The organism is Mucilaginibacter boryungensis, assembly GCF_015221995.1.
GTDB classification, from domain to species: Bacteria; Bacteroidota; Bacteroidia; order Sphingobacteriales; family Sphingobacteriaceae; genus Mucilaginibacter; species Mucilaginibacter boryungensis.
The window spans coordinates 1,544,613-1,569,125 of the sequence record NZ_JADFFM010000001.1 but is presented as its reverse complement, the minus strand read 5'-3'; the positions used below and the strand labels follow the sequence as shown (position 1 = coordinate 1,569,125).

General features: G+C 42.1%; 22 protein-coding genes. 15 read left to right on the top strand and 7 right to left on the bottom strand.

Annotated features, from left to right (window positions below; genetic code table 11):
- Positions 1-29 precede the first annotated feature (29 nt).
- The 4 genes from IRJ18_RS06610 (at position 30) to IRJ18_RS06595 (ending at position 3,373) form a co-directional block, all read left to right on the top strand.
- A complete protein-coding gene (locus IRJ18_RS06610) occupies positions 30-509 on the top strand; it encodes a GNAT family N-acetyltransferase (protein ID WP_194105402.1) in 480 nt (159 codons plus the stop codon).
- 57 nt (positions 510-566) lie between these two features.
- Positions 567-1,364 (top strand): DUF3298 and DUF4163 domain-containing protein, encoded by a 798-nt coding sequence (locus IRJ18_RS06605; protein ID WP_194105401.1) that lies wholly within the window; start codon positions 567-569, stop codon positions 1,362-1,364.
- Between the two features lie 2 nt (positions 1,365-1,366).
- Entirely contained in the window at positions 1,367-2,623 is a 1,257-nt protein-coding gene (locus IRJ18_RS06600; protein WP_194105400.1) for an aspartate kinase, read from the top strand.
- A 147-nt stretch (positions 2,624-2,770) separates the two neighbouring features.
- Positions 2,771-3,373 carry a thioredoxin family protein gene (locus IRJ18_RS06595; protein WP_194105399.1) on the top strand — a complete coding sequence of 201 codons (603 nt, stop codon included), beginning with the start codon at positions 2,771-2,773 and terminating at the stop codon, positions 3,371-3,373.
- Positions 3,374-3,442: 69 nt separating this feature from the next.
- Here IRJ18_RS06595 and IRJ18_RS06590 read toward each other — a convergent pair whose 3' ends face one another.
- From IRJ18_RS06590 to IRJ18_RS06560, 7 genes are all read right to left on the bottom strand, one after another.
- On the bottom strand, positions 3,443-3,904 hold the full coding sequence (locus IRJ18_RS06590) for a hypothetical protein (protein ID WP_194105398.1): 462 nt from the start codon (positions 3,902-3,904) through the stop codon (positions 3,443-3,445).
- Between the two features lie 493 nt (positions 3,905-4,397).
- Entirely contained in the window at positions 4,398-6,290 is a 1,893-nt protein-coding gene (locus IRJ18_RS06585) for a CocE/NonD family hydrolase (protein ID WP_194105397.1), read from the bottom strand.
- Positions 6,291-6,498: 208 nt separating this feature from the next.
- Entirely contained in the window at positions 6,499-7,689 is a 1,191-nt protein-coding gene (locus IRJ18_RS06580; protein WP_194105396.1) for a phosphoglycerate kinase, read from the bottom strand.
- Positions 7,690-7,793: 104 nt separating this feature from the next.
- On the bottom strand, positions 7,794-8,228 hold the full coding sequence (locus IRJ18_RS06575; RefSeq protein ID WP_194105395.1) for a GNAT family N-acetyltransferase: 435 nt from the start codon (positions 8,226-8,228) through the stop codon (positions 7,794-7,796).
- Positions 8,225-9,220, bottom strand: coding sequence for a type I glyceraldehyde-3-phosphate dehydrogenase (gene gap, locus IRJ18_RS06570; protein WP_194105394.1), 996 nt, complete (start codon positions 9,218-9,220; stop codon positions 8,225-8,227). Before gap ends, IRJ18_RS06575 begins: the two co-directional genes overlap by 4 nt.
- 83 nt (positions 9,221-9,303) lie before the next feature.
- Positions 9,304-10,407 (bottom strand): MraY family glycosyltransferase, encoded by a 1,104-nt coding sequence (locus IRJ18_RS06565; protein WP_194105393.1) that lies wholly within the window; start codon positions 10,405-10,407, stop codon positions 9,304-9,306.
- Between the two features lie 59 nt (positions 10,408-10,466).
- A complete protein-coding gene (locus tag IRJ18_RS06560; protein ID WP_194105392.1) occupies positions 10,467-11,213 on the bottom strand; it encodes a glycosyltransferase family 2 protein in 747 nt (248 codons plus the stop codon).
- A 97-nt stretch (positions 11,214-11,310) separates the two neighbouring features.
- Between IRJ18_RS06560 and IRJ18_RS06555 the strand changes: the two genes are divergently transcribed.
- From IRJ18_RS06555 to IRJ18_RS06505, 11 genes are all read left to right on the top strand, one after another.
- Complete coding sequence (locus tag IRJ18_RS06555) at positions 11,311-12,075, top strand: polysaccharide biosynthesis/export family protein (RefSeq protein WP_194105391.1); 765 nt, start codon at positions 11,311-11,313, stop codon at positions 12,073-12,075.
- On the top strand, positions 12,076-14,505 hold the full coding sequence (locus IRJ18_RS06550; protein ID WP_194105390.1) for a GumC family protein: 2,430 nt from the start codon (positions 12,076-12,078) through the stop codon (positions 14,503-14,505).
- A gap of 3 nt (positions 14,506-14,508) precedes the next feature.
- Entirely contained in the window at positions 14,509-15,024 is a 516-nt protein-coding gene (locus IRJ18_RS06545) for a UpxY family transcription antiterminator (RefSeq protein ID WP_194105389.1), read from the top strand.
- A gap of 118 nt (positions 15,025-15,142) precedes the next feature.
- Entirely contained in the window at positions 15,143-18,061 is a 2,919-nt protein-coding gene (gene asnB / locus IRJ18_RS06540) for an asparagine synthase (glutamine-hydrolyzing) (RefSeq protein WP_194105388.1), read from the top strand.
- Entirely contained in the window at positions 18,061-18,924 is an 864-nt protein-coding gene (locus IRJ18_RS06535; RefSeq protein WP_194105387.1) for an ABC transporter permease, read from the top strand. Before asnB ends, IRJ18_RS06535 begins: the two co-directional genes overlap by 1 nt.
- On the top strand, positions 18,924-20,186 hold the full coding sequence (locus IRJ18_RS06530) for an ABC transporter ATP-binding protein (RefSeq protein ID WP_194105386.1): 1,263 nt from the start codon (positions 18,924-18,926) through the stop codon (positions 20,184-20,186). Before IRJ18_RS06535 ends, IRJ18_RS06530 begins: the two co-directional genes overlap by 1 nt.
- Positions 20,186-20,893 carry a class I SAM-dependent methyltransferase gene (locus IRJ18_RS06525; protein ID WP_194105385.1) on the top strand — a complete coding sequence of 236 codons (708 nt, stop codon included), beginning with the start codon at positions 20,186-20,188 and terminating at the stop codon, positions 20,891-20,893. The genes IRJ18_RS06530 and IRJ18_RS06525 overlap by 1 nt, the downstream gene beginning before the upstream one ends.
- Positions 20,890-21,786, top strand: coding sequence for an exostosin domain-containing protein (locus IRJ18_RS06520; protein ID WP_194105384.1), 897 nt, complete (start codon positions 20,890-20,892; stop codon positions 21,784-21,786). The genes IRJ18_RS06525 and IRJ18_RS06520 overlap by 4 nt, the downstream gene beginning before the upstream one ends.
- 22 nt (positions 21,787-21,808) lie before the next feature.
- Complete coding sequence (locus IRJ18_RS06515) at positions 21,809-22,654, top strand: 50S ribosomal protein L11 methyltransferase (protein WP_194105383.1); 846 nt, start codon at positions 21,809-21,811, stop codon at positions 22,652-22,654.
- Positions 22,651-23,580, top strand: coding sequence for a glycosyltransferase family 2 protein (locus tag IRJ18_RS06510; protein ID WP_194105382.1), 930 nt, complete (start codon positions 22,651-22,653; stop codon positions 23,578-23,580). The genes IRJ18_RS06515 and IRJ18_RS06510 overlap by 4 nt, the downstream gene beginning before the upstream one ends.
- A gap of 1 nt (position 23,581) precedes the next feature.
- Positions 23,582-24,322, top strand: coding sequence for a DUF268 domain-containing protein (locus tag IRJ18_RS06505; RefSeq protein WP_194105381.1), 741 nt, complete (start codon positions 23,582-23,584; stop codon positions 24,320-24,322).
- The last annotated feature ends 191 nt before the right edge of the window (positions 24,323-24,513 follow it).

Here is a 24,513-nt window from a genome sequence, read left to right as displayed (position 1 = left end):
ATAAATCTGTTTAATCAAGGTTCAGACAAATGACTAATGATATTTCCCTACGAATAGCCAAAAAAGAAGATTGCCCGCGCATGATGGAGCTGATACAAGAATTAGCTGAGTTTGAGCGCGCACCCGATGAAGTAACCGTCACCCTTGCTGAGTTTGAAGAAGCAGGTTTTGGCAGTAAACCGGTTTGGAAAGCTTATGTCGCTGAAGCCGATGGTGAAATTATTGGCATGGCCTTGTATTACATCCGGTATTCTACATGGAAGGGCCAGCGGTTGTATTTAGAAGATTTAATAGTTACCCAAAGCTGGCGCGGAAAAGGCGCAGGTAAGCTGCTGTTTAACCGTATGGTGCAAGAAGCGCACGAACTTGGCTTTAACGGCATGACCTGGCAGGTGCTTGACTGGAACGAACCGGCTATTAAGTTTTATAACCTATACGAGGCAGGTATCGAGGCTGGGTGGCTTAACGCTTCGCTATCTAAAGATCAGCTGGCGAAATTCAAGGGGTAATTTGCAACAAAGCGGCCTTAAAAATGTATTAAAGAGTACCGTTAAATAAACAGGAATATGAAGTACTGCTTCTTTTTATTGGCTGCCCTGGTCACTTTAGCTGCTGCCTGCTCGTGGGATAAGTCGCCTAAACATCAACCCGATATTGTTAAGGACACACTTTTATATCAATATATAACCTTTAAACAACGCGCGGCCGATTGTGGCAATAAACCCGATAGCGGTTGCACGGTTATCCAAATCAAATACCCCGCGTTTCATGGCGCCCCTGCATTGAACGATACGGTAAGGCACCGGGCTGCCGGGTTGTTCGGCGTTTATCAAAAATCGGATACCAGCTTTAAGCACTTCGCAGCACGCTTTATGAAGGCCTATCAGCAGGAAAATGCAGGGTTAAATAAAAAATGGATCTATACCCTGCAAACAACAGCCTCGGTCATCAGGCAGGATTCATCGTTAATAGCCATGCAGTTTTCGGGGTATAGTTTTAGGGGCGGCGCGCATGGCAGCAGCCTTACGATGTTTTTGAACTGGGATACCAAAGCGCACAAGGTTATCAAACTAAGTGATATTTTAGTTGATGGCTACCAACACCCGCTTGATTCTATAGGCGAAAAGATTTTCCGGGCCGAAGAGAAGATCAGCGATACCGAACCGTTAAAAAACAATTACTTTTTTGTGAAAGATAAATTCGCGCTGAATGATAACTTTCTCATTACCCCTACCGGACTGCGTTTCGTGTATAACGAGTACGAAATAAAGCCTTACGCTGCGGGGAAAACAGAACTTTTTATACCATATACACAAATTCAACCATTACTGCGGCCTAATACCGTGGTTTCTCAATATCATTAATAATGCTGGTTTATAAATTCGGAGGGGCATCGGTTAAGGATGCTAAAGGCGTGATCAACCTCGCCAATATTGTGAAGCGGAACGAGGGGCAGCAATTGCTGATCGTGGTATCGGCCATGGGCAAAACCACCAACGCGCTGGAAAAACTAACCAAAGCCTATTTTAATCAGGATGGCGATATTCACGACATTTTTGAAGATATTAAGCAATATCACTATAAAATAGCACAGGACCTTTTTGGCAGGAACGACGACATCCTTATAGACCTGAACAATACTTTTGTAGAGATTGACTGGATGCTGGAAGATGATCCGCACGATGATTTTGATTTCATTTACGACCAGATCGTATCCATTGGCGAACTGGCAGCTACACGCATCGTCAACGCTTATTTGAACCACTTTGGCATTAACAGTACCTGGCTTGATGTAAGGGGCTATATCCATACCGATAATAGTTATCGCGAAGGCGTGGTGGATATGGATAAAAGCTGCGCTATTATACAAAAAGAGATACCGGCCATGCTTCAAAAAGGGGTAGTAGTTACACAGGGTTTTTTAGGCGGCACATCCGAGAATTTTACTACTACACTCGGGCGCGAAGGCTCGGATTATACCGCGGCCATATTTGCAGCTTGTTTAGGTGCGAAATCGGTAACTACCTGGAAGGATGTGCCGGGTATTTTAAATGCCGACCCAAAGTTATTTAGCGATACCGTGAAGTTTGATGAGTTAACCTATAACGAGGCCATTGAAATGACCTATTACGGCGCATCGGTTATACACCCTAAAACTATTAAACCTTTACAAAACGCCGGGATACCGTTATGGGTAAAGCCATTTAACGATGCCAACGGTACCGGGACGATCATTAAGGAAAAGTCTGATCAAAAATTTACTAAGCCGGTTATCATTGTTAAGTCGGGGCAAACATTACTATCGGTTTCAACTAAGGATTATTCATTTATTTCTGAAGACCACCTGAGCGATATTTTCCGCCTGTTTGCCAAAAACCACGTGCATATTAATATGATGCAAACTTCGGCGCTTAGCTTTACCGTTTGTTTTAATGTTTATGACGAACGCCTGGCCAAATTACTGGCTGATATGAAGCAGAATTATAGAATAAAATACAACAGCGGTCTTACCTTATATACCATGCGGCACTATCAGCAAAGCACCCTGCGCGATCTGGTGAGTGATAAAACAGTATTGCTTGAACAAACCAGCCGGAATACCGCGCAGGTGGTGGTGAGGTAGTGTAAAAGTTTGTCATTGCGAGCGTTAGCGTTACAATCCCGTAGTTCGCAAATCTGACTGTGAGATTGCCGCGTTGCTACGCGCCTCGCAATGACAGTGGTGTTGATTAAATAATAAATTCCTAACTTGCTTAAAAACAATAGTCATATGAAAAAGCAATTCATACTATCAATCATCCTGATGTTTGTTATCAGGGCAATGAGCTTTGCCCAGGATATGCCATCAACCGAAACCGTGATGAAGGAAGCTTATACGCAGGCAGCTAAGGAACACAAAAATGTAATGGTTATATTCCATGCATCGTGGTGCGGCTGGTGCAAAAAAATGGAGGCTTGTATTAACGATCCCGCGTTAAACAAAATGTTCACCGATAATTATGTGATAGCCTACCTTGACGTAATGGAGCAGCCAGCCAAAAAGAACCTGGAAAACCCCGGATCGTTAGAATTGATGACCAAGTATAAAGGAGAAAAAGCAGGCTTACCTTTTTGGTTTATTACTGATGCTAATGGCAAAGAACTGGCCGATAGTCAGGTGCGACCCGCGGGCGCCGGGTTTGATACTTATGGTAAAAGCGTAGGCTGCCCTGCCGATGCTGATGAAGTGGCATTTTTCACCAAGATCCTGAAATCAACATCAAAATTAACTGATGCCGATCTGGCCATCATCAGTGAGCGTTTTGCTAAAAACAAACCGGCGCCGGTGGTGAAACCCGTAACGAAACCAGCGGCTACATCGAGCATGCGGTAATTTTTTAAAAGAACAGTTATAAAAAAAGCGCCCCGAATATTCGGGGCGCTTTTTTTATGTTGAATTATATTAACTGCGTTTGCTAAAGGGCACGTTATAAATGCGGGGTAGCCCACTTACGTAATGCTGCCATAATACCACACCGCTGCTGATAATGATAATGTTTTTCATGATATACTGCCCCAGTAAGGTAAAATCGTATGGCAGGTGCATAAATGTTTGATGAGGAAAAAACAAAAACGGGGTGAATGTAAAAGCCATGTGAATAAACATCATTATTAAAACAGCCTTCATCCATTTACAGCAAATAAATAAAACACCTAAACTACACTCCCATAGGGCAAGGGTTAGTATGGCTACATGATCGGGCAACAAGCCGAAAGTTAACTGATGTATAGTTTGTGAAGCCACCTGCTCGGCCGGACTAAGCCCAAAAAAGAATTTCAAGATACCAAACCAAAGGTAAATGATACCAATGCTGATCCTTAAAACAGCCATGGGGCTATAGGTTGTGGCTTTTACTTCTGTCATGGCTATATCATGTTCAAAGGGTATTTCCCAATTGGAGCAGGATTTTACCCGATGGTTTAACAGAAGATGAAAAATAGATGAATTACTTAAGCATAAGGTTAAGCTGTTGAATTTGTAATAAGTTTTATCCCAGCAAGGTCACCCTGCGAATACTTGAAATTGGCTGTAATTGTATTTATGTCATTTCGAACGAGGTACGAGGAGAAATCTTATACGTGCGTTAAGGGCGTTTACTTGTTCGGGTTAGGAAGGGGGTGCCAGCAGCGAGGGTTTCAAGACGAAAAAAAAGCTTCTCCCCGCCCTGCGTCTCAAATTTTCGCAAGAGAGCGATTTGAAACGGCATTCCCGCCTTCGCCGTCCCGCTTTTTTCGTCAGGCCTGCGCTTTTTTTACAATCTTTTCCACCATGTCGTTGAGGTATCAAGCAATGAAGAATAAAAAGAAAAAGCCCGATAGAGTTAACCATCGGGCTTTTCTTTAGTATAAAATGAATCTTAATTATCATTCATCACCCTAACTTTTAAAAAGCTTGGATGTATGGCACTGGTATAAACCTTGTTGGTTGATTTTTGGAAATCACTTTCTTTGGCCTTCATAATATCAACAAACTTTTGCGGGTTGCGGTCGATAAGCGGGAACATGCTGCTTTGCACCTGCACCATAATGCGGTGGCCTTTTTTAAAGGTATGCAGTATATCCTGAAGTTCCCAGTTTACCGGGGTTACTTTGCCGGGCACAAATGGTTCGGGCTTATCAAACGCGTTGCGGTATTTGCCGCGCATGGGTTCGCTGCGTACCATTTGCTGGTATCCTGCCATTTTCACTTCTTTTGTGCTGCCATCCCTGTTTTTAAGTGTATTGTTGGGCGCGTCATCAGGATAAACATCAATTACTTTAACAATAAAATCGGCATCGGTGCCGGTAATAGCCACTTTAAGGTTAGCCCATATATTGCCGGCAATGGTTACGTCTTTATCCAGCACGTCGCTGGTATAGCTTAAAATATCTTTACGACCGGCCAGGAAACGCTGATCGCCAACCATATATTCACGGTTCATATCCATGCTTGGCTCAGGTGTAAATGGCACTGGGTTTGCCGGATCGGATACGTAAGCATCGTAGCTATCTTTAACACCTTTTGGAGCAGTAAAACTCAGTTTGCCACCGGGTAACAGGTACAGGTTTTTCTCTACCGCTTCAACCGGCGGCCATTTTTTGTAGGTCTTCCACTTGTTAACGCCGGTTTCAAAAGTATTTACCGGTGCCAGATTTTCAAGCGGCGTACCCTTCAGGTAATGGCTAAAAAAATTAAATTCAACATGTTCGCGATACCAGGGGCCGGTCGGGCCTCCAAAGGTAACATCGCCTAAAGCATCGCCATCGCCACGCGCCCAGCCACCGTGTACCCAGGGGCCCATAGTAAAATAAACAGGCGTAGCCGGGTTTAATTTAGCCAGGGTTTTATAAGTATTAATAGCGCCATACAAATCTTCGGCATCGTACCAGCCGCCGGTTACCAATACCGCGGTTTTAATATCGTGCAGGTGATAAAGCACGTTACGGTCTTTCCAGTGCTGGTCATAATTGGGGTGGTCCATCATTTCGTTCCACAGGCGGATGGTGTCTTTATAATACTTATCATTGGTGTTCTTCATCGAACCCATTTTCATAAAGAAGTCGTAGCCATTATTGGTACCCGGATCGAAACGGCCTCCCCTACGCTGGGTTGGCTTATCATCCTGGCGGTTGGTGAAGCCGGGATAAAAACCGAAATTTGCTACCAAAAAGAACGCGCCGTTATGCCAGCCATCGTCGCGCCACAGATCGGCAATGGGCGCCTGCGGCGATGCTGCAACCAGCGCCGGGTGACGGCTTAGCAAAGCTGTTGTGGTATAAAATCCCGGGTAAGATATCCCCCACACGCCTACTTTACCATTGTTGTTGGGTACATTTTTCAGCAGCCAGTCTATCGTATCATAAGTATCTGTCCCCTCATCAATATCCTTGTTTGTTTTGTGGTTTTCCAGTTCGGGGGTCATTTCCTCGTAAATACCCTCACTCATGAAACGGCCGCGCACATCCTGGTATACAAAAATGTAACCATCGTGCAAAAACTGCGACGACGGGCCCAGGCTGCTCTTATAAGTATCAGGCCCGTACGGCGCTACGCTGTAGCAGGTGCGGTCCATCATAAACGGATATTTTTTAGTTTGGTCCTTTGGCACGTATACCGATGTAAATAACTTTTTACCATCGCGCATGGGTATCTGGTATTCAAACTTGGTATAGTTAGCCTTTACATACGCGGCGTCTTCGCCAGGGCCGCCACGCTGGGCAAAAGCACCCAGGGTAGTGATTGACAGGATGATCAGTATAAATTTCTTCATGGGGTTTTGTTTGATTGTTAAAAATACAGAATAAAAAGAAAAGGCCCCGATAAATCGGGGCCTGAACAAATATTTTACTTAATTAATCATTGTCATTTCGACCAACGGGAGAAATCCTATATAACATGCTTATCACGCGTATAAGATTTTTTCCCTTCGGTCAAGAGAGTAGTTCTCCTCGTACCTCGTTCGAAATGACATTTCTTTTTTACTCATTAATCGCTTTCACACCGGGCAATTCCTTGCCTTCCATATATTCCAGCAAAGCGCCGCCGCCGGTTGATACGTAACTTACCTCGTCAGTCATGCCAAATTTGGCAACTGCCGCGGCGGAATCGCCGCCACCTATTAGCGAGAAAGCCCCATTATCGGTTGCTTTGGCAACAGCATCGGCAATAGCTTTGGTCCCTACTAAAAATTTCTCCATTTCAAAAACTCCCATCGGGCCGTTCCATAAAATGGTTTTTGAGTTTTCTACCACTTCACTAAATAGCTTCACTGTTTCAGGGCCAATATCCAGGCCCATCCAACCGTCGGGGATCTCGCCGGTTTTAGCTATGTCTGTGTTCGCATCGTTAGAAAAAGCATCAGCGGTAACATTATCTACAGGCAACAGCAGTTTCACACCTTTTTCTTTAGCTTTTTTCTGCAGGCTAATGGCCAGGTCAAGCTTATCTGCTTCTACCAGCGAGTTACCTATCGTGCCACCATCGGCCTTAGCAAAAGTATAAGCCATACCACCGCCAATGATCAGGTTATCTACCTTATCCAGCAGCTTTTCTATCAGTTCTATCTTATCAGAAACTTTAGAACCACCCATAATGGCCGTAAATGGCTTAGGGGCATTATTCAATATCTTTTCAGCGTTGGTCAACTCGGCAGCCATCAGGTAACCAAAATACTTGGCATCCGGAAAAAATTGCGCAATGATAGCGGTTGAAGCATGCGCGCGGTGAGCGGTACCAAAAGCATCGTTCACATAAATATCGCCCAGCTTAGATAGTTTTTCGGCAAAGTCCTTATCGCCCTTCTCCTCTTCTTTGTAAAAGCGCAGGTTCTCTAACAATAATACTTCGCCGGGATGCAGGGCTTTAGCTTTAGCAACAGCGTCGGCGCCAATACAATCGTCGGCAAACTCCACTTGCTGCCCTAACAGATCGGACAAATGTTTTACCACATGCTTCAGCGAATATTTATCATCAGGGCCGCCTTTAGGCCTGCCCAGGTGCGACATTAGGATAACGGCACCGCCATCGCGCAGTATCTTCTGGATGGTAGGCAACGCGGCCGTCATGCGGTTATCGTCGGTTATATTAAAATTTTCATCTAAAGGAACATTAAAGTCGACCCGGATGAGCGCTTTTTTTCCTGAGAAACTTATTTGATCTACTGTTTTCATACAATGGTTAAATGGTCAGAATTATAAATTGCGGCCAAAATCAGAAAAATAATCTTAAAACGGGAACGCAAAAATGAATAAGGTGTTTGCTATAGCAAGAAACTTCACATTATCTTAACATACATTACGTAATGCGGGCCAATGCCGGGCACTTCAAACTCGGGCGATATAATTTCAAAACCGAGTGCTTTATAAAATGGTACGGCCTTTTTCCGCGCATTGCACCAGCAATAATTTACTTTTTGGCCGCGCATGTATACAATGGCAAAGTTCACCAATTGGTTGCCTATCCCCTGCCCGCGATATTTTTCGATAGTAGCCATGCCCCGCAATTGGTAGGCTTTGCCCTCATAGCCTTCATAGTTCTGAGGGTGAAATGAGGCGATACAAGCCAACTCATCGCCAACATAATAACCTAAATGAAAGGCGTCCTGATGATCATCGCCGGGGAAGCGGCATTGGTCTAAAGTTAAACGCCCTTCGCGCAATACTTCGTTACGGATAGGCAGTACAGCCCCGGCATCAATAAACTTGATCATTTTAAATCTTTTATTTCTTCCACCAGGTCGGCCAAGCGGCTGGAATAACCCATTTCATTATCGTACCAGCCCACCACTTTCACCAGGCCGCCTACAACCGAGGTCAGCAACGCGTCAAAAACGCAGCTATGCGTATTGCCTAATATATCTGTAGACACAATTGGGTCTTCGGTATACTCCAATATATTTTTCATCGGCCCGTTGGCAGCTGCTTTAAATGCTGCGTTTATCTCCGCCACGGTGGGCATGGTTTTAAGGGTGCAGGTAAAATCCGTTAGCGAGCCGTTCAGCACCGGCACACGGATACCAGCCCCGCCCAGTTTACCGTCTAAATGCGGGAAGATAGAGGTAATAGCTTTGGCTGCCCCTGTAGTAGTTGGAATAATTGACCCGGATGCCGCACGCGCCCTGCGCAGGTCCTTATGCGGTGCGTCGTGCAGGTTTTGGTCGCCGGTCATGGAATGCACGGTGGTTATGTAACCATCTATAATGCCCCAGTTATCGTCCAGCACTTTTATTAATGCGGCAACATTATTGGTAGTGCACGAGGCATTGGAGATGACCTGTGCTTTTAAATGTGCGTCATCATCATTAACACCCAACACAGTTGTAGGAATATCCTTATCTGCTGATGGGGCTGAAATAACAACCTGCCTGGCGCCTGCCGTTAAATGTTGCGTTGCCCCTTCACGGGTGGTAAATTTCCCGGTCGATTCGATAACCAAATCGATAGCTAATGCGCCCCATGGTAATTGGGAAGGGTTATTTAGCGCGAATGTTTTAATGGCTTTTCCGTTTACAATCAATTCGTTTTCGCCGGCAAGCACCGTCCCGCTAAATCCCCGGTGCACGGAATCGTACTTAAATAAATGGGCCATGGTTTGGGTATCGGCCAAATCGTTAATAGCCACCACTTCGATACCTTTTTTTTGCAGGATATTCCGTAAAAAAATACGACCGATGCGCCCGAACCCATTAATAGCTATTCTCATTCCTGATAGAATTTATGTGCGCAAATCTAAATAAAAATAAGGAAGCGTTGCATGTTAGCAAACACTGTGAAACAAGGGTGACATTAAGAAAGGAGATACAGGGCAGAGATGCGTTCCCGCTCCTTACAGCGGATGCAAAAGGTAATTGTCCAGTTAAACAACAGCGAAGATACTGCTATTACAATAATCATAACCGTGCTGCCAAAACCACTAAACATTATGGCCAGTGCAATACTGATAATATTTACGGCGGCCAGTAGTGCTGTGGTTTGCATATGGTTAAAGCCTAAACGCAATATGCGATGATGAATATGGTTCCTATCGGCCCGAAAGGGGGACCTTTTATTCAGTATACGAATTGAGATTATACGAAAAGTATCAAAAATTGGCCCTATTAATATAGCAATTGAAAGCGCCGGTATAGCGTACACATGTGGTACGGCGCCATCAATTATTTTACCCGATTCAATAAATTTAATGGCCATAACTACGGTGACCAGTCCGATTAACAAAGAGCCGGTATCGCCCATGAAAATTTTAGCCGGGGTAAGGTTATAGCGTAAAAAACCTATTAATGCCCCTACCAGAGCCAGGCATACGCTGGCCAGTTCGTACTGATGGGTGTAGATAAACAAGGTTGCAAACGCGCTATTGGCAATAATTCCGGTAGTTGCGGCAAGGCCGTCAATGCCATCAATTAAGTTAAAAGCATTAACAATTAACATAACGGTGAGTATGCTAAAAATTACACTGATGCTGTAGGGCATGGCATGCACGCCTAATACACCGTACATGCTTGTTAAACGGATATCGCCGGGGATTACTAAAATAGCGCTAACTACAAATTGCACAAAAAACTTTGTGCTTGGGTTTACCCCCGAAAGGTCATCTTTTAAGCCCATTGCAAATAATATTACACAGGCCGTAAGTAAATAATTTACCGATAACTGCTTGCCTGTTACACAAAAAAGCAATAGGGTAATTACAAAACTTACAAATATTGCAATACCCCCCAGGCGTGGTATCCCATGGTCGTGTTGTTTACGAAAGTGGCCCAGGTCGTCGTATAAATGCCGGGTACGCGCCACGTGTAAAATAGAAGGTATGGCCTGCCAGCTAATTAGTAACGACAGCAATAATATTAAGGCATAATAATACACCTGGTGATTGTGTAAAAATTCCGGCATTATCAATAGTTTATATAAATTTTAGGCCATTTATATGGCTCAAATATATCAAATAATAATTATTTGATATTGATATACTGGGTAATTTTACGCAGTGGTTTTAATACAATGGCTATATACGGAAAAGAGAGCCCATTAGTTCGCATTGCCTTAAAATCATTCTTCCAGGCGCTTATTCTATTCTTTATACTTTTATTGCTTACACCACCGATAAGCATTTTCACTACTACCTTATTAAGATATTCAACTTTAATTTTATGGACATGTATAAACCTCAGCATCAATTCATAATCGGTGGCGCTGCCATATTGCGGGTTATACAAACCAAACTTGTTAAACAACTCTTTTTTCACATAAAACGAAGGATGGGGTGGCATCCAGCCCTTATTGAATGCGCCATGTTTGTACACTCCCGCCTGCCATTTACGTATCACTTTTTCACGCTTGTCTATGTAATCAACATCACCGTATACGGCGTCGGCCCCGGTTGTTTCAAACATATTGTTTATCGTTTTTAATATATCATTCCCGGCAAAATGGTCATCAGCATTCAGTAAGCCTATAATATCGCCGGTGGCCTGTTTTATACCTTTATTCATAGCATCGTAAATGCCATTATCGGGTTCGGAGATTATATAGTGAATATGCTTTTTATATTTATTGGCGATGATAAGGGTATCATCTGCAGATTGTGCATCTATGATAATATATTCCAGATTTGGGTATTGCTGGCTAATTACAGAATTAATGCAAAGTTCAATGGTATCGGCAGCATTAAATGTTACTGTTATTAATGATATTTTCAAAATGCCGCTGATAAATTATAACTTATTATAATGCAAAATTATACTATTTTTGAAATTCCATGTTTAATATATTTAAACATGGTACTGATTAAACACTATGCGTTTTAAAATTCTCCCTTTTTTAGGTGTAATTTGTTTGTTATGCTTTTCGTGCTCATACAAACAACAGCACGCGCTATTCCAGGACAAGCCTACACAAACAGCCAATATTACACAGGGAACTATTCCAACTGCATACCATATTAAAGCCGACGATATTTTACAGATCAGGAACCTGGAAAACTATAAGTTTTTAGCGCCTGTTGAAGGTGTAAGCAGCACTGCTGGCAGCGATGGGGCTGGTTCACAAACCTACCAGGTTGAGGAAGATGGCAGTGTAACATTGCCTGTTATTGGCCATATACCTGTAGCAGGACTGACACGATATGAGGCCGCCCGCAAAATTGAAAAACTTTACCGCGAAAATTTGCTTAAAAACGCAATTATCGAATTAAAAGTGCTAAACCTGAAGGTTACCGTATTAGGCGAAATAAAATCGCAGGGAAACTACCCGCTTCTGAAAGATAAGACGACACTGATTGATATAATTGGGCAGGCAGGCGGCCTGAATAACGCGGCTGACGAAAAAAACGTAAAAATTATAAGGAAGGAAAATGGCTCCCAAAAAACGATTTGGGTTGATTTAAGCGACGTTAATATATTAAACAGCCCTAATATCATTCTTCAGGATGACGATATTGTTTATATTGCACAAAACAAACGGGCTGTGCGGGATGATAAGATCCAAAATTTCTCGACACTGGTACAACCATCATTGTTGATTTTTAATACAGCGCTAATTATATATACGCTTTTCAGGTAAATGCAGGGGACAGATAAGTTTCAGAAGAAATTACCGAATCAGGAAATTGATTATTTTAAAATAGGCAAGATCCTGTTAAGCCGCTGGTATTGGGTTGCAGGTACTGTTTTACTATGCATGGGTATTGCCAAAGTGTATTTGTGGGTTACCCCTAAATTGTATTCAAGTTCTGTAGCGACCCTGAAGTTTGAAGATAAAAAATCAGAAATATCCGACCTTGGCGGCAATTTTGTTACAAATACTAACAACACATCTAAAATACAAAGCGAGGTTTTTGTTATCCAAAGCAGCCAGCTTATTTTACGCGCTATTAAAAAACTGGATTACCGCGTTAGCTTTTATCTTTCGGGCCGCTTACGTACTTCTGACCTGTACCCGCAAAAACTGCTGGATATTCAATTCATTACCTTAGACAGCGTTAACTTTTACAGGGATAAAATTACGTTCAGGCCGGTAAATAATACAACGTTTAACTTATCCTATCAATTGGGTGGTTCAAAAGTTACCCAAAAAAACTATGCATATAACACCCCGGTAACTATCGGGCCAACAACATTCAGCATTAAATACCCCGGCGAATTAAGCAGCGGCACTATAATTATATTCAAGTTTAACTCGCCCGAAGATTTCCTGGGCCGGGCAAAAGGCGGTTTGCGCACCGGCGAATTAGTAAAAAACTCAAACATCATTACCCTGCAGGAAACCGATCTGAACCCGGTGTTTGCATCCGATGTGCTTAATGCTATTTTAGATGAGTACCTGATATATGACAGGGAACAAAAAACAAAATCAGCGTCGCAAATCATCAAATTTATCGACCGGCAGTTATCTTTTCTTTCCGACTCGGTTAAGGGGTCAGAAAAAGATGTTCAGGAATACAAACAGCGTAATAAAATAGTCAACGTAAATTCAGCTGCAGAAAATGTACTTGCAAAATCAAAGGATATTGAAGCGCAGCGTTCATTATTGAGGATGCAGTTATTAGCTATCGATGAGTTTAAAGATAAACTGATAAGGGAAAAGGATAATGCTAACCTAAACTTTAATCTTTCAGGTACGGTCGACCCATTGCTATCGGGTATTATCACTACTTTTAATAGTTTAATAGCCGAAAGAAACAGCCTGCTTAAAACCTATACCAATAATTCGCCGCCTGTACAGGATATTAACAACCAAATATTGCGGATAAAAAACGCGGCGCTTTCTAATGTCAACTCTACACGTGAAACCATTCAGCGTAACCTAAGTTACATGGATGGCCAGGCAAACTCCGTTAATCAGCAAATAGCAACCCTGCCGGTTGCCGAACGGGATATGATAAGCCTTGAGCGTAGTTTTGAGATAAACGAAAAGGTATTTAACATTCTAAAAGAGAAAAAACTTGATGCCCAGATCAGTAGTTCGGCTATTTTGCCGGGTGCATCAATAGTTGACCGGGCACAGCCAAACCTGGGGCCTATAGCACCAAACGAAGAGCAAATAAACCGCAATGCCATATTAACCGGCCTGCTGGTGGGCCTGGCCATTATTGTGCTGATAAGGGTATTAAACCCATATATTTACGATAAAGAAACAGTTGAGAGTTTAACAACTGTACCCATTATTGGGGTTATCAGAAAGTTTCCCGGATCAATAGACGAAGATAATTCGCAGTTATTGGCTATCAGTAAACCCCGGTCTATTTTTGCAGAATCGGTAAGGTCGGTACGTACCAACCTTAACTTCCTGGCATCAGAAAAAGAAAGTAAGGTAATTTGTATCACATCGGAAGTTGCGGGTGAAGGTAAATCATTTGTAGCGGTAAACCTTTCCAGCACCTTAGCTTTAATTAATAAACGGGTTATACTTATCGGCGCCGATTTACGCCGGTCGCGTATACACCGCACGTTTAATATCCCTAATGATTTAGGATTAAGTAATTACCTGGCCAACCAGGCCACAAGCGATGACATTATCCATCATTCTGAAGTAGAAAATCTTCATTTTATCATTTCGGGGCCAGTACCGCCAAACCCCTCCGAGTTATTACACTCACACAGGATGAATTTACTGATCAGCGAATTACGCACCAAATACGATATTATCATTATCGATACCGCCCCTATTGGTTTAGTATCCGATTCAATCCCGCTTATCAGGGTAAGCGATATTAATGTTTTTGTGATCCGGTCGGGCAAATCAAAATATTACGCGGCAACAGTACCACAGCGTATAGCGCAGGAATATCATTTAGATAACACGGTAATTGTGCTGAATGCATTTGAGGAAGATCTGCTGCACTCCAGGTATTATACCACCAAATTTACCGGCGAAGGTTATGGCAGCCGGTACTATTATTATTCGGATTACTCGGGTTATACCAGTTCGGGCTATTATGTGGATAATGAAGAAAAAAAATGGTGGGATATCAGGCGATGGTTTAAAATATAACATATGGCTTTAGGGCTAAATCATCATACAACCCAATGGTACCCGGTGTATACACATCCGCGTGCTGAAAAAAAAGCTTACGAAGCGCTGGAGAAAAAAGGAATTGTAACCTATTTACCCTTGCGTAAAACCTTAAAGCAATGGAGCGACCGGAAAAAGTGGATAGAGGAGCCTTTTATAAAATCGTACTTGTTTGTAAATATTAAACCGACTGAACAAGCCGAAGTATTGATGACCAAAGGCATTGCACGGTTTATTTACTTTTCGGGCAAAATCGCATCAATGCCCGACAGGCAAATTGAAGACCTTAAGCTGGTATTGGCCAGTGCCGTGGATATTGAAATTACTGAAGAGGCTTTGCAACCCGGCGAACGGGTACGCATAAAAGCTGGTCCGCTGAAGGACCTGGAGGGCGAAGTGGTTGCTTACCGCTCTGAAAAACAATTAGCGTTACGTTTTGAAAATATTGGCTGCTCTATCATTATCCATGTAGGAGCGTCATTAATACAAAGGATCTGACATTTAATGTTGGGTTCTCTTTAGAGAACAAGCGTATTTTAATACACTGAAATACAATAAGTTACAATTAAAAATGTAACTTACGGGGCGAAGCTGTGCCCTAATGAAAAAATAAGATATGTGCCGAATTGCCGGTGTAATTTCAACTAAACTTTCGCCAGAAGAGCTACTGGACAAAACCCGTATGATGTGCCAAACACTGGCACATGGCGGCCCCGACGATGAAGGCATTTATCATTCAAAAGAGTTTGGACTGGCATTTGGGCACCGCAGGCTAGCTATTATTGACCTTACCGCAAGCGGTCATCAACCAATGGCTGATGCTGAACAAAACATAGTTATAACTTTCAATGGCGAAATTTATAACTATCCAGAATTAAAAGAGGAATTGGCCGGTACAGGCATAAACTTTGTTTCAGGCAGCGATACGGAGGTTATTATTCAGGCTTACCTAAAATGGGGTACCGATGCATTCGCCAAACTGCGCGGTATGTTCGCGTTTGCCTTACACGATAAACAAAAGGGCCATACCTGCCTGGTACGTGATACATCAGGCATAAAACCTTTATATTACCATATAAATAACGGACAGCTAAGTTTTGCCTCGGAAGTTAAGGCGTTAAACAAAGCCGGGCTGGCAACACAGCCTGATAGTGAATGGCCCATACGTTTTTTAGCTTTTGGGCATATCCCCGAACCATTTACTACTTTAAAAGATGTATTTAGTTTACCTAAGGGGCATTATTTAATTTGGGATCACGGGGGTAACCATCATCAGATAAAACCTTATCAATTAACCGGCACAAATACTGAACCGATAGATACAGCTGCCGATGCCCAGAATAACATCAGCACCGGGTTAAACAAAGCAATTAAACGTCAGCTGCTGGCAGATGCCCCTATAGGGGTGTTTTTAAGCGGCGGCATTGATTCGAGCCTGGTTACTTTGCTGGCTTACCAGTATAAAAAAGATGAGTTGAAGACAACTTCCATATTTTTTAATGAACAGGCTTATAACGAGCGGCATTTTCAGGATATTGTTTTAAAAGGGACTGGTGCATCAAACCAGCAGCACCTGGTTCAACAGCAGGACTTTGAAGACTCGTTACCAGCAATAATGACCGATATGGATATGCCAACAACCGATGGTATAAATAGTTGGTTTATTAGTAAATATGCCAGGCAGCAAGGGTTAAAAGCGGTACTATCGGGCTTAGGGGGCGACGAGTTATTTGGCGGCTACCCCTCATTTAAACGCGTCGAATACTTAAAATATCTAAAACTGATACCTTCGCTACTTTTAAATTTTATTGCGAAAGTAAGCGTCGGCCCTTTAAAGCGGGTGGCTTTATTGACACACAACCACCCGTTGGCCGATTATCTTTTTTTACGCGGGCTGTTTGTGCCTGCCGATATTGCTAAAATTTTAAATGTGGATGAAAGCTATGTAGCAAAAGTATTGTTTGCCACACCGCTTCACCTGGGCAACCTCACAGACACGCAAACAGCTGCCTGGTTTGAAACAAACTTGTATATGCAAAACCAGCTATTACGGGATACCGATGTGATGAGTATGGCACATGGCTTGGAAGTTAGGGTGCCTTTTTTAGACGAGGATTTTATACAAACGGTTAACCGTATAGCACCCGATATACTGTTTGATAACAGCAAGCCTAAAAACTTGTTAATTGAGAGTTTTGGAACCTTATTACCAAGGCAAATATGGGACCGCCAGAAAATGGGGTTCTCATTTCCGCTGCAGCAATGGATGCTCAAACACTGCCAAATAAGTGATATAAACTTTTATAAAAACAAGCAGGCCCGCAAGGTTATGGGTCGGTTTAAGGATAACAAGGTGCATTGGTCAAGGGCTTTTGCTTTGTATCAGTTACAAACGCGCCAGTTGCTTGCAGAACAACTGCCTGCTAAAAACATATTGCTGTTAACCTTACAAACCTTTAGCGCTACGGGCGGCATCCAAAAAATGAGCCGTACTATGGCCCAGGCCATACAGCAAATTGCAGCAAAAAGACAATGGAATTTTAGTTTATGGTCGGGGTATGATCATCATGATGATTTGAACAATGTTTATATCCCAGGCAAAACATTTAAAGGCTTTAACAAAAAGCGCTGGCGGTTTGCATTAAATGCCACCACAAAAGGAGCAAAGTCCGATGTGATCATCCTTAGTCATATCAACCTGGCGCTAATTGGGTGGGCAGCCAAAATTTTTAACCCCAAATGCGAAGTATGGGTAGTGGCACATGGCATTGAGGTTTGGCGGCCGTTGAAACTCTTCAAAAAAAGAATATTAAGTACCTGCGATAAAATTATATGCGTTAGCAATTTTACCATGCAAAAAATGATAACCATGCATGGTGTAAACCCCGCAAAGTGTGTGGTACTCAATAACGCGTTAGATCCATCGATAAAACTACCTGCTACTTTTGTTAAGCCCGACTATTTGTTAAAGCGTTACAACCTATCGCCAAAAAGTAAAATTGTGTTTACCTTAACCCGCCTGGCATCAACCGAACAGTATAAAGGTTACGAACAGGTGATAAAGGCGGTAAGCGAACTTAGAAACGATTTTCCTGACATGAAGTATATACTTTCGGGTAAGTACGATAGTGCAGAAGACCGGCGTATACGGCAGTTAATAAAAGACCATGCCGTAGAAGAACAGGTAATTGTAACCGGCTTTATTAACGAAGCTGAATTGGAGGACCATTTTTTACTGGCCGACCTTTTTGTGCTGCCCAGTAAAAAAGAGGGCTTCGGGATTGTATTTATAGAAGCGCTTGCCTGCGGCTTGCCTGTAATATGCGGCAACGAAGACGGTAGCCTTGACGCTATAAGGAACGGAGAATTGGGCAAAGCCATAAATGTGAATGACATTAATGAATTGAAACACGCTATCAGCGATAATTTGAATGTGCCTTTGACTGCGGCACACCGCTTAAACCTGCAACGCAAATGCCTGGAATATTTTAACGCCGGCGATTACAAAGACGCCTTAGAAAAAATGTTGGTTTAATGGAAGATACTTTACAGGAAGACTGGGACATAGAGGTTACAGCCAAAAGTAAACTGCTTGATCTGAAGTTGAAGGATGTTTGGCACTACCGCGACCTGCTGGTGTTGCTGGTGCGCCGGGATTTCGTTTCGTTTTATAAGCAAACCATATTTGGCCCTGTTTGGTTCTTTATCCAACCCATTATTACTGTGGGCTTTTTTTCATTTGTGTTTGGCAACCTGGCAGGCATATCAACCGATGGTGTACCCAAACCGCTGTTCTATTTAGCAGGTACTATTATCTGGAATTACTTCTCAGATTGCCTGCTTAAAACTTCAACCGTTTTTAAAGATAACGCGGCGCTTTTAGGTAAGGTTTACTTTCCGCGGTTAATTATGCCGTTAAGTATAGTAGCATCAAACCTGATAAGATTTGCGGTGCAGTTAATTTTGTTTTTGCTGTTACTGGGCATATATGCTTTTAAAAGCGGCATCTTTACGGTAAATGCCTACGCTTTATTATTTCCGTTGCTTATTGTGCTTATTGCGGCGCAGGGCCTGGGCTTAGGCATGCTCATATCATCCGTTACCACCAAATACCGCGACCTGGCTTTTGTGGTAAGTTTTGGTGTGCCGCTTTTAATATATGCCACTACAGTTGTGTACCCTTTGTCTGTAGCGCAGTCAAAATTCCCGCAATACAGCTGGCTTATTAAACTAAACCCAATTACAGCGGTGATAGAGTTTTTCAGGTACGGATTTTTAAGTAAAGGCACAAACAGTTGGGAATTGCTGATATACAGCGGAGGCGCCTCGGCATTTATATTGTTAGCTGGCATTATTATATTTAACCGGGTAGAGCGTTCATTTGTTGATACGGTATAATGGGTAAGGTAATTAAAGTTGAAAACCTGTCTAAGGCTTACCAGTTAGGCGATTTTGGCACCGGCACCATATCGCGCGATGTGGAACGCTTTTGGGCGCGACTGCGCGGTAAGGAAGACCCTTTTCTGAGGATTGGCGAAGCGAATGACCGTACCACCAAAGGCACCAGCGATATTGTATGGAGCTTGAAGGATATTAACTTTGAAATTGAACAGGGCGATACGGTTGGTATTATAGGCCGTAACGGTGCAGGGAAAAGCACGCTGCTCAAAATATTAAGCCGGGTAACCTCCCCTACCACCGGTTCGGTTAAAATAAAGGGGCGCATAGCAAGTTTGCTTGAGGTTGGCACAGGTTTCCATCCTGAATTAACTGGGAAGGAGAATATATACCTGAACGGCGCCATACTGGGCATGCGGAAGGCCGAAATAAAACGCAAGTTTGATGAAATAGTAGATTTCTCGGGGGTGGAACGATATATCGATACTCCCGTAAAACGTTACTCATCCGGCATGTATGTGCGTTTGGCTTTTGCCGTTGCGGCGCACCTGGAATCGGAAATATTAGTAGTTGATGAAGTACTGGCCGTTGGCGATGCCGAATTTCAAAAAAAGTGCCTGGGGAAAATGGGCGATATCAGTAATGCCGAGGGCCGGACAGTTTTGTTTGTAAGCCATAATATGGCAGCCATTAAAAGCATATGCAACAAAACCATCTTACTAAACAATGGCGTTATTGCCGAGAACGGCGACACAATGGATGTGATAAATAAATATTTAAAGGGCACTTATATACACGATAGCCAAAAGTTTTCATTTATCGGCACATTAACTAAAAGCATTGTATTTAATAAAATACTGATCAATAATACCGAGCAACTTTATCTTGAAATATTCCCATCAAACGAGATTGATATCCGCGTATTTGCAGAATGTATAACCACGGTGAATAAATTCAGGACATCGGTATCTGTTACCAGCGAAGATGAAACCAGGGTATTTACCCTGCACGATTATGATACTCCACAACTATTAGAAACCGGACCGTTTACATCAGCATTTACTATTCCCGCTTATTTCCTGCGGCCGGGCAACTATTATATTTCGGTGGGTGGCCACGATGGAGATTATATGACAAATGGTGTAGATTGGATATTTGGCCCTAATTTAATTAGCCTTAAAGTATTAAATGAATACGGTTTACAAAATGATTTTGCTAACATTGGTTTAATAAATGCACCTTTTAAAGGACGAAGATTGTAATGACCGTTAAATATATTTTAACAAGGCTATTAGGCAAAGCGGGTTATGAGTTCAAGAAGTTGCCTGTGAGTAGGTCTGATAAAAATGACCTTATTCGCCTGGAGGCTGACGTTAAAAAATTTGATAAAATAAAAATACATTTTGGCAGCGGGCCAAGGATACTAAAGGGTTGGATAAACATCGACCTTTCTTATGCCCACTTTGGGCCCTATTTACAATATTATACAGATAAGCATTATCCCGAGGTGATGCGCGGTAACAGGGACGACCTTTATATAATAGATATTTTTAGTGATGGTATCCCGCTGCCCGATGAAAGCGTTGATATTATATTTCATGAAGATTTTTTTGAACACCTTACGCAAAAGCAACAGATCATATTCCTGGCGGAAACATTAAGGGTAATGAAAAAGGGGGCCGTTCAGCGCATCAATACCCCTAACCTGGTAGCATCTATGCGCGATAACTCATCTTTTGAAAAAGGGAAAACAGGGGTATACACTGCCGAATGGGACAATTGGGAACATTACAGCGTAATTAGTCCTGCCATATTAGAGGATATGGCCAAAATAGTGGGTTATTCAAAAATATTTTTTAACAGCAAGGATAAAAGTATAGCAGCAAAAGAGCTGCCCGCAGAATACCGGCCTGATGAGAATGACCGCGCAGCTGCTGATAGTAATGTGTTTGCCAATCTTGTAAAATGAAGATATATATACTGCCTGTCCCCGGCTTTTTACAACCACAAAAACAGGCAATGAGGTACCCATCACATAATAATGATTATGATGCCGAGCAAGACTTTCTGATATGGATAAAAAAACAAAAACATCTGCTTACAAATAACCATCAGGAGGCAAACTGGCATTATTTACCTGTATACTGGACACGTTGGCATATCAATCATCATTTTGCAGCTAAGGGTGCGGGGTTGAAAGAACTTAAAGCGGAAGTTGATAAAGTAATTATTGACGATAAAAAAACTTTTACCATAGCCTTGTTTGATGGGGGGATTCTGATTGACGCAGGTGACACTATTGTTTTTAACGCTGGTCGAACCAATAATAAGGCTATAGACATACCCTTAATATGCAAACCTCACAAGAAACCGATTTTTAAGATTGAGAAAAAATATTTAGCTGCATTTAATGGTTCTTTTGAAACACATCCGGTTAGAATGGAAATAAAGAAAAGGTTTGAAAATAACCCGGAGATTTTAATCGGCGGATGTTTACCAACGATTTTTTATAAAAGATGGTTTTTGGGGAAAAGTTTTAATATAAATATCATGTCATCATATGTTGCTTTATGTCCCCGCGGCACAGATTGTACCTCTTTTCGTTTCTTTGAGGCCATGCAATTAGGAGTAGCGCCTTGCCTTATCAGTGATAGAGATGTGCGCCCCTTTAAAAAATTTATCCCCTGGGATGAAATGAGTTATTATGTTTCCACCGTTGACGAGTTGGAGACACTACTACTAAACAACCTGGATAAAAATGAAGCTATACAAAAAGGCGAAAAAGCAGCTGAATGCTGGAAAGAAAAGTTAAATTTTCAGAAATGGTGCAAATATGTTTTAATGGAGCTAAATGAACTGTAAAGCTTGATTGTAAGACTAAATAATGAAATCGCACATAAAAAAACTAATCATAGCCATAACAAACAACAATATCCTTTGGCCCATTATAAGACCATTTGCCATATTTGGTTTTTTTGCAGTCAACAACAGGAAAAAACCAGCACAGATAGTTAGTCATGTAAATGACACTATTCAGGCTATATTCCCAACAAATCAAGTGCTTCATGGGCCTTTTCAAGGTATGAAATATCCATCCTTTGCAGCGGTGGGTAGCGCTCTTTATCCCAAACTACTGGGGTGTTATGAAAAGGAATTGAGCGAGGCGATTACTGACCTTTTACAAAATAATTATGCCGAGATAATAGACATTGGCTGTGCAGAAGGTTATTATGCTATTGGATTGGGGCTACGCTTACCCAATACACAAATATACGCATATGACACGGACGAAACCGCCAGGGGACTGTGCCGCCAAATGGCAAAGCTTAACGGCATTGATGAAAGGGTTTCGATAAAACAAACCTGCACCCCTGAAATATTGGAAAGCTTCCCGTTTAATGGTCGGGCCCTGATAATTTGCGATTGTGAGGGCTTTGAAAACGACCTGTTCACTAAAGCCAATATTCAAAATTTGCTTAATTGCGATCTAATAATTGAAACGCATGATTTTTTGAACTTGCGTATTTCTGACAACCTCGTTAAATTATTTTCCGCAACTCATCATATTCATATTGTAAAAAGCATTGATGATATTGAAAAAGCAAAGACTTATAATTATCCCGAAACCGCAAACTTGCCAGTAGAGGAAAAGTATATGTTATATCGTGAATGCAGGCCTGCAATAATGGAATGGCTGATCTGTAACCCCAAACAAGCAGCGGCAAAATGAACAGTATCAGTTTCTTCGTACCCGCATATAATTGCTCGGCCACTATAAAAGAAGCAGTTGAATCAATTATAGCCACCAACATGGTTGATGGGGATGAGCTAATTGTAGTGAATGATTACTCAACCGACGATACCGGGACTGTTTTAGCCAATCTGGAAAAGTTGTATCCCCAAATAAGAATCATCAACCATATCATCAACAAGGGTGGCGCGGCTGCACGTAATACTGCGGTAGAAGCAGCAACCCACGAGCTGCTGTTTTGCCTGGATTCGGATAACGTTTTAGCGCCGAATAGTATCAGTCTTTTATTGGGTCATCTTTTAGAGCATAAAGCAGAGATTGCCAGTTTTAGCGAATTGAAGTATTTCTCAACCACTACGGACACAATCGATGGATCGTGGCACTTTGATTTACCTATGTATAACATCAACCATGTGCTTAGCGGCAAACTGTTTCCGGGTGCCAGTGGTAACTACCTGTTCACTAAAAATAGCTGGCAAAAGGCAAATGGTTATAGCGAGGATATGGGCGCTTTGGATACATGGTCGTTTGGTGCCAAACAATTATTTGAAAACTGCAAAATGGTAGTATTGCCCGGTAGTTTTTACTTCCACAGACGCGGTCACGACTCCTATTATATTAGAGATGCGTGGAATAAACGCAAATCCGTTTCACTACGTTTAATCAAACTTATCATCGCTTATATAGATCATATCCATCCGGCTGATGTTGATTATATCTTTTCAAAAAAGGGCAGATACAGTTGGTTTGATAACCTGGATAAACGCCCTATACGCGTAGTAGATAACTCAAAAGCCACAAAAGTTTGGGCTGAACATACATTGAAGGTTACTCCGCTGCGTAAAATGAATAACCGTATCGGGCATTACAGAAGCAGGCTTTCACACATACTTAAAAGGAAATAAGGTGTTAAATTATTTAAGAAAATTAAAGCGGTTCCTGAAAAACGAGGCAGCTGAAATTAAAAAAAGGGCTATTTATGAACAGCAATTAGCCAATTTTAAAAACCAGGCACCACCATCGGTTAAAATAATTGAATATCCCTGTTTGGATGATAACAAACCCTATACGCCGGTAGAACCTCATTATACTTATCACCCGGCATGGGCTGCGCGTGTATTGGCGCAAACAAAACCTGTTAAACATATTGATATTTCGTCTACAACAAATTTCACCACCATCCTATCGGCCTTTATCCCGGTAGAATTTTACGATTACAGGCCTGCTAACATTCATTTATCTAATTACTCATCGGGCAGGACCAATCTAACCTCGCTACACTTTGAATCGGATTCGGTTGATAGCCTTTCATGTATGCATACCGTTGAGCACATAGGTTTGGGCAGGTATGGCGATCCTATTGATATTGACGGTGATAAAAAAGCCATGGAAGAACTGCAAAGGGTTTTAGCCGTTGGCGGTACTTTATTATTCGTAGTACCTGTTGGTAACCCCAGGACAGAATTTAATGCCCACAGGGTGTATGGCTACGATACAATTATCGAAAATTTCAACAAACTAAAACTTAAGGAATTTACCCTGATACCCGATGATTTTGAAAATATAGGTTACATAACAAACCCATCCCGGGAAATAATAGATAGACAGCGTTGGGGTTGCGGCTGTTTTTGGTTTATCAAAGCATGATAGCTATGCGTCTTGAAGGTCGTTTAGGCAACCAATTATTTCAATACGCTTTTATATACACGGCGGCAAAAAAACTGGGGGTTAGGTTTTATTTAGATCAGTCTGTACAAGCATTTTTACTTGATCGGTATTTTGAGGTAGACGTCCCCCCTTATCAGTTTTTACAAAAGCATATCTTTAGCATTAATGGG